Here is a 7,720-nt window from a genome sequence, read left to right as displayed (position 1 = left end):
CGGAAAGCCGCGATGAACCAAAAAAAAGCCCAAACCTTCCTGTTTGGGCTTAGGGGAAAGGGCTCCGAAGAGCCTACGCTAATCGTTTTAATCTTTTGACTGTTAGATTGAAGTCTAGTTTAGATTCTCTAAAGTGCGATTTTTCTTTTTGGAAATAGTGACTTGAATTGATATTTATATAATTAGCTGTTGATTTACAAGCGCTCGCACACTGACTTATATGGCCGATAGAATAGAAAAAGCCCAAACAATTAACGTTGTTTGGGCTTTTTGTTTATTAAGGTGTACTCAGTGCGAACGCTTTTAGAAAAGGTTCTTATCGCGCACGAGTTCGCGTGGTAAACCGTTCTTCACTCGGTTGCCAACCCACTTACCAAGGCCGATGATTGCACCATTGTACTTCACTAGTACTTCACCTTTTCCTGACAAGTTTTCAGGGCGAACATCGCGGCCCATGAACCATTCACGAGCATCTTCAATACTAAGCTCTACAACATTAGCTTCATTACCTGTTGCGAGCGTTGTCGCTACTTGGTGCTGCCAGCGGTAACCTTTTTTATGGGTTTCAGCGATCTTGATTCCCATGCGAGAAAAACGGAACTCACCGATCATCGGCTCTAGCGCTTCTGGGAATAGCCAAACGTCTTTGTCGCGAATCCAAACCTGAGTATCGCTTGGCAATTCGATATCGAGAGTACTCATTAGTTGTTCAGCGACTTCTTGCTGAGTTTTCTTTGATGCTTTTTCAAATGGGAATTTACCCATACGTTTTTTAACTTCTGGTGGAGTAACAGACGCTAGTTTACGGATACGTGCAACAAAGAAACCTTCAGAGTCATAGACCTGTGGGAAGATGTGAAGAAAGCCTTCTTCTGTCGTGGTTGCTTTTGCGTTGTCGAATAGTGATTCCAGAGATTCGAATTCAACCGCATCACCAAAGGTTTCTTTTAGGTGATGACACACTTGTTGGTTCTCTTCGGTGCTAAGCGTACACGTTGAGTAAACCAAAACACCATTAGGTTTAAGAGCATGGAATGCACTTTCAATCAGATCTTTTTGCGTGTCGGCAATGTCGACCACTGATTGATACGTCCAGTTCTTCATCGCATCGGCATCTTTACGAATGGTGCCTTCGCCAGAGCAGGGTGCGTCTAGCAACACAGCATCAAACTGTTCTGGTAACCAACCACCAAAAACTCGACCGTCAAAGTTACTTAGAGCGGCATTACGAACGCCACAACGTTCGATGTTAGCGTGAAGGACTTTCACACGGCTTGCTGCATACTCATTGGCAACCAATACACCGCGATTATTCATTAGCGCAGCGATTTGCGTTGTTTTAGAGCCGGGTGCAGCCGCAGTGTCTAGCACCGCTTGGTAATCAGCTTCGCCTTGGAAAAGTGCCGAGGGTGGCATCATCGAGCTGGCTTCTTGGATGTAGAAAAGACCAGACATGTGTTCTGCCGTATTACCTAGTGGCGCTTCACTTTCGTCCGCTGTAATCCAAAAGCCCGTTTCACACCAAGGTACAGGTTCCAGTTCCCAGCCTTTCTCTTTTGCTCGTACTAGGAAGTCTTCAACACTGATTTTCAATGTGTTGATTCGAATACTTTTACGAAGTGGTTTTTGGCATGACGCAACAAAAGAAGCCATATCTAGATGACTAGGCATGATTGCTTCGATGTGCGTTAGGAATTCTTCAGGAATATATACGTTAGCGTGCAAAAGAGTATCTCGATTTATTGCATTAATGCGGGGAGTTTAAAGCAAAATGAGGCCGTCCTAAACCATATTTGCAGCAAACAACAAAAATGCAGCCTAATGGCTGCATTTTGATGAAGAATTAATCTTCCAGAAACGTCAGAGAGTTCACTCTATGGACGAGGAATTGCGGTTCTCCATGATTTCCACTCATCTTCGGCTTGAGGATAGAGGTAGAAAGACTGATCTTCGCTTGCTACTGGTTGAAGTTCATTTGTCGGTGGCGTTGAGAATGTAATACCACCTCTTAACAAGCTGTCTACCGTTCCGGCTTTGATGTTTGCGCCTGACAGGCCGATAGAGACATCGACGCCCGACACGTTCCAGAACACGGTGTTTGCGCGGATTAGATACGCGTAGTCAGGTTCTATTTGAATCGTAGATATGATGCGATCAGCAAACTCGCCCAGCTGAACATCTATAACACTGCCAATTTCTAGTTCACGGAATAGGATAGGTGTACCTTCAGATACTGAGCCGCGCGTTTCGCTTTGCAGTTGGAATATCTTGCCTTCAGGCTGCACAGGTCCTTTGCTAAGCTCAAATTTCGTGTTTCTTTCACCTTTGCCCGGGTCTACGTTGATGTGTTTAGAGAGCAGCGCAGAGACGTTTTTGATGCCATTAAGGCCAATCTCAGGTTCTGCCAACCAGAAGTGACTGTTCGTTACGGCAATCTTGTCGACGTACTCAGGTAAAATACGCGCAGTAATTTCAATGCCGCCCTTGTTGAAGTTCGGAATCACCAAAGTAACCTCACCAACAGTGACACCTTGATATTTGATCGCCATGCCCTTGCTGACTTCTTGATCGCCAGAAGAGGTGATAGTAATCGCGCGGCCAAATTTTCGAGCGGATTTCGAATCTTTATAAAGCTTCCACACATCGCCGAGTTTGTTGTCGATTCCTGGCAGAGAGTCAAAAGCAATACCGCCTTGGATAAGGGTTTTAACTGGTGCCGCTTTAATGCTGATACCCGATAGCGACGCATCAACCTCAACGCCTGAACGGTTCCAGAAAACAGTGTGCTTGTTGAGTAAGTGCGTGTAACGATTTTCGATTGTGACTTTGATTCTTACGCCACCGTCGGCAAGCTGAAAATCAGAAATATTACCCACTTGTAGGTTGCGGTAGAGGAGTGGGCTGCCTTTAGAAATTGAAGGTAACTCACTGGCAAACAAAGAAAGTGTCTTTGAACCAGACTGATTAAACTTAGCAATTTCTGCTAACGACTTACTTTGGAAAAGTTGGTAGTCCGTTCGAGCTTCAGATTTACCTTCACTCACAAAGCTAATCGAGCCGGTAAGAAGCTGTTTTGCTGGTGGGACCGTAACACTCAAGCCTGATTCGGTTAGCTCTGCAGTCGCACTACCTGTCACAAAGAAACGGTTGTGGCTTTTGATAAGGTGCGCGTACTCATTATCGATAAGTGCATCCATGAAGACTTCGTGTTTATCAGAGCCCGTACCAACACCATCAACTAATCCCACATGGATGATAGAGCCAACGGCAATGCCTTTGTAGAGAAGTTGTGTACCGACATCTAACCCGAACGAATTGTTCGACGTTAAGCGAATCGCAACGGATTTCTGTTGTTCCTGACTGAATTCATTTTTGCGGATTGCAGTAAATCGACGCGCCTTTTCACCTTCACCCGGTACCAAGGTTAAAAAGTTACCTGTCACTAAATTGGCAATGTTTTTCATGCCAGTAAGCGACAGTTCAGCCTCTTCTAGAACGAATTTACTGCCGCTGTTTAAAAAGTCACTGAATGCCGGTTGGATAGCGGCAGATGCAACGACGTTTTCACGCCCTTCACTTAGCGATAAATCAGTGATTTGACCGATTTCAATGCCGCGATACATGATCGGAGCACCCGTTGCACTGATTTTATTATCATCGGGAACGGCGATCTTGATAGAGATACCTCGACCCGCTGTCTTCAAATCTGGGTAGAGCTTGAACTTGGTATTCATCTCTACGGGTTGGCCTTCTCCCGGAGAGTCGACCGCAATTGAACCGCCAAGTAATGCACTTAGGCTCTCTAAGCGAACATCAACACCAGAAAAACCAATACTGGCACCTAAACCACTGACATTCCAAAAACGGCTTTGGTCGGTAATGATATGGCTGTATTCATCTTTAATTGACGCTTGAATCGTAACGGATTTCGCGTTGTCGTTTAACTGGTAGTTGTAAACCTCACCAATTGGGATTTTACGGTAAACGATTTGAGAGCCAACAGACACACCACCTAGATCTTTGGTCGTCAATGAGATGTTTAGACCTTCAGAAGCCAGCAAATCAGAAGGGGACGACTCTAAAGCCTGAAAAACGGTTTCTGGCTCTTCTTTAGTTTCGCTAGGATGTATAGCGATATAGTTACCTGAAACAAGTGCATCTAACCCAGAGATACCAGACAAACTAGCGGTTGGCTTTACGAGCCAAAAACGTGTGCCTTTTGATAGTAGTTTCTTCGCTTCTGGGTAGATGTCAGCATCGACATAGATGCTCGATAGATCTTTGGATAAGGTGATGTCGCGCACCATACCCACCTCTAAGCCTTGGTAACGAATCGTTGTTCGACCTGCGACTAAACCTGCGGCATCTGAAAAGTATATCTGCACACGTTGGCCTGCATCGTGGATCGATTTCATGACCAACCAACCGGCTAAGGCGACGGTTAATATCGGCAGAATCCACAAAGGTGAGATGCCTTTGTTTTTCCTTACTTCTGGTGAATATGACGTTTGTGATTGGTTATCGTTGTTCATTCACTGACTCATCTTTAGAGGTGTAGTTATCCCAAATTAGCCTAGGATCTAAGCTTTCCGCTGCTAGCATCGTGAGAACAACCACGACGCCAAAAGCGACTGCACCATAACCTGGTGTAAAGTTTAAAATTTGTCCGCGGTCGACCAAGGTCATCATGATCGAAATAACGAATAGATCCATAACCGACCATTTTCCCACCCATTTCACGATGAAATAGATGGTCATACGTTGTCTGTGGTAAACGGCGCGCTTCATCTTGATACAGATTAAGATGTACGCGAGGCCCAGTATTTTCGCGACGGGAACGACGATACTGGCAATGAAAATGATCGCTGCAATGCCATACATATCGCTATTTATTAGCGACGCGACACCGGAAATTATTGTGTCTTCTAGCCTTTGTCCGTTGGTGATAAGGATAGAAATCGGAATGACGTTGGCTGGCACAATAGCCACTGATGCGGCAAACAACAGTGCCCATGTCTTCTGTATAGAGTAGGGCTTGCGGTGGTATAAGTCATGGTGACAACGCACGCAAGTATGCCCATCCGGTTGAGATAGGTGGCAGTTGTGACAGTGTACGTTCTTACTTTCAGTAAATGAGTAGTCAGATTCTTTTGTCCAAGCTTCCCAGTAGCGACGCACGCTGATGCGGCTTACCAACAATACACTGAAAAGCTGCAGAAGAATGAGGCCAACCAATCCAGGGCCGACAAAAATATCTGAGTAATCTTGCAGTTTGAAACATGAGACCGCCAAACTTACCAGAAACACATCCAACATCATCCAATGTTTTAATGTCTGGATGATGGCTAACGCATACCTAAATGGTGTAAAAAATTTGAATCGCAATGATAAATGGGTAATGAGTACCGATGTACACACGAGCAACGGAGCGATCGAACTGCAGAACAGGATCAGTAAGCCAAGCAGAGGGAAGCCTTCGCCCATTAAGGTAAAAACACCCGATGGTAACGTCGCGGGTATCATGACGCCAATCAGGCGAATACTGATGAATTCAAAAAAGTGCGATGGGATAAACAGCAATAAGCAGGTAATTGCGATTGCTAGGTTTCCAGAGAGGCTAGGGGTACCGCCTCTATAAAGCTGAGTTCCGCATCTTGGGCAGTAAGCTGATTTCCCTAAAGGGATGTCCATTTTATCTACGGGAAGTTCGCAGCCCTGGCAAAGACGCACTGAGCTGCTGTCGCATTGGTGTTTTGTTGATAAAGGGTTGGTTACGGATGGGGAGGTCACGCGACCTCCCAAGTTGAAACGTAAGTTAGGTTAGCAACCCGACTTAAAGACTCAGAGCCACAAACATCAGGCGTGCGATTGCACACTGCCGTAGAGTGTTTGATAGAGTCCTTGTTGTTCAACCAATTCACCATGTGTTCCCGTCTGTGTGACTTGTCCATCTTCTAAAACATAGATTAGATCGGCTTGTTTCACCGCTGATAATCGATGAGCCACTATCAAAGTTGTGCGATCTTTCAAAAACTCGCTCAACGCTTTATGCAGTGCTGACTCTGTTGCTGTATCGAGTGCAGATGTCGCTTCATCAAGAATAACAAACTTAGGATTGCTCAGCACCATACGAGCTATTGCTAAGCGTTGTCGTTGACCACCAGACAGTCGAACGCCATTCCTACCAATTTGTGTATCTAAGCCATTGCTCAGTTGCTTGATGACATCTTGCATTTGAGCGACTTCAAGCGCACGCCACAACGACATTTCGTCGTATTCAGCACCAAGGGTCAGATTATGCCTTAATGTATCGTTAAAGAGTATAGGTTGTTGTAAAACAACGGCAATTTGATTGCGTATTACATCAAAGCTGATGTCATCGGTTGTTTCACCGTTATAGCGAATGCAACCTGAGTCTGCTTGGTAAACCCCAATCAGCAACTGGATTAACGTAGATTTACCCCCTCCACTCGCACCGACCAAAGCGACTTTTTTACCTGCAGGGATGTGCAGCGATAGCCTATTTAAAACAGTGTTTTCTAATATGTAAGAGAATGTAACGTCTTCGATGTCAACTGTCACTTCTTGATCTTCAGTAAATGGGTTCACTTTACTGATAGGGCGCTTCTCTTCTTCTAACTGAAGAAGATCGTTGATGCGTTGTAGTGCCGCTTTCGCGCTATACCAAGAGAATTGAATCCCTAGTAGCTCTTGGACCGGGCCTAACATGAACCACAAGTAGCCAAATACCGCGAAAATCTGACCAATGGTTAAGTCACTGAATAACACCATTAGCATAGCGACGGCACGGAAAAGCTCGAAACCTAGTAAGAACAGCAGAAACGAAACACGGCCAGCAGCTTCAGATTGCCAAGCGTATTTGTCTGCATCGATTCTTACTTGGTTTGCTTGAACCTTAAGTTCATCGAGAAAGATACGTTCTTTATTCGCCGCACGCAGTTGGTAAATGCCGTCTAAGGTTTCCACCAAACGGTTTTGAAAGCACTCGAAAGATTGGTTTTCGTATTTCTTAAGGTGTTTGACCCTGCTGCCTAGTTTACGGGAGAAATAAATTACAACAGGATTGACCAATAAAATGAACAATCCTAAACGCCACTCTAACCACAACAGCACGATCGCTGTCCCGAACACGGTCAGGAAGCTGATGATAAATTTAGAAAGAGTCGAGCCAATGAACTTATCTATTGTCTCTATGTCTGTTATTAGGTGGGCGTTAATACCGCCACTGCCTTTGGTTTCGTATTGTCGAATACTGATGCGGCCAAGCTTATCTATCATCTTGCTGCGCATTTGATAGGTAATTGTTTTGGACACAAGCGTAAACTGACGCCCTTGCAGAATGTTCAACGCTTGGCTAACGGAGCGCATGATAATCACTAACAACAAAGTTAGTGCTATATAGCCAGTCGGTGTTTGTAATGAAGATGGAAGTAGGTGGTTCATCATCTCTAAGCCTGAAGCGGGCTTATCGAGTAATACTTCATCAACCATTAATGGCATGAGCAACGGGATAGGGACACTAATGAGAGTTGCAAATATGGCAATAATGTTAGCAAACAGTAATTTGGACTTGTGTTTTTTTACTTGAGTTATTAACCAAGAACGGCTAATAGTGTCTTCTGAATTGTTCATTGTAATGAGAATAAGTCCTATTTAGTTTGATGGCCGCATTCTACTGCGTTCTCTTGATAATGGAAGT

4 protein-coding genes are annotated in these 7,720 nt (G+C 44.8%); all 4 read right to left on the bottom strand.

The genetic code is table 11. From position 1 onward, the window contains the following. Positions 1-303 precede the first annotated feature (303 nt). Positions 304-1,725, bottom strand: a complete 1,422-nt coding sequence (gene rsmF / locus AB4263_RS18805) for a 16S rRNA (cytosine(1407)-C(5))-methyltransferase RsmF (RefSeq protein WP_017063836.1) — start codon at positions 1,723-1,725, stop codon at positions 304-306. A 149-nt stretch (positions 1,726-1,874) separates the two neighbouring features. Further along, positions 1,875-4,532: an MlaD family protein gene (locus tag AB4263_RS18800; RefSeq protein ID WP_136977954.1), complete on the bottom strand. Its 2,658-nt coding sequence runs from the start codon at positions 4,530-4,532 to the stop codon at positions 1,875-1,877. Further along, positions 4,519-5,802 carry a PqiA/YebS family transporter subunit gene (locus AB4263_RS18795; protein WP_372098701.1) on the bottom strand — a complete coding sequence of 428 codons (1,284 nt, stop codon included), beginning with the start codon at positions 5,800-5,802 and terminating at the stop codon, positions 4,519-4,521. The genes AB4263_RS18800 and AB4263_RS18795 overlap by 14 nt, the downstream gene beginning before the upstream one ends. 54 nt (positions 5,803-5,856) lie before the next feature. After that, complete coding sequence (locus AB4263_RS18790) at positions 5,857-7,653, bottom strand: ABC transporter ATP-binding protein (RefSeq protein ID WP_372098700.1); 1,797 nt, start codon at positions 7,651-7,653, stop codon at positions 5,857-5,859. Positions 7,654-7,720 lie beyond the last annotated feature (67 nt).

The organism is Vibrio sp. 10N.261.55.C5 (genome assembly GCF_041470505.1).
Lineage (GTDB): Bacteria > Pseudomonadota > Gammaproteobacteria > Enterobacterales > Vibrionaceae > Vibrio > Vibrio crassostreae_C.
The sequence above is the reverse complement of the archived record's forward strand: the minus strand, read 5'-3'. Positions and strand labels throughout refer to the sequence as shown.

What these genes read in the sequence shown, in the direction of transcription:
- AB4263_RS18800 (WP_136977954.1), bottom strand. Translation starts at nt 4,532, where the DNA reads ATGAACAACGATAACCAATCACAAACGTCATATTCACCAGAAGTAAGG.
- AB4263_RS18790 (WP_372098700.1), bottom strand. Translation starts at nt 7,653, where the DNA reads ATGAACAATTCAGAAGACACTATTAGCCGTTCTTGGTTAATAACTCAA.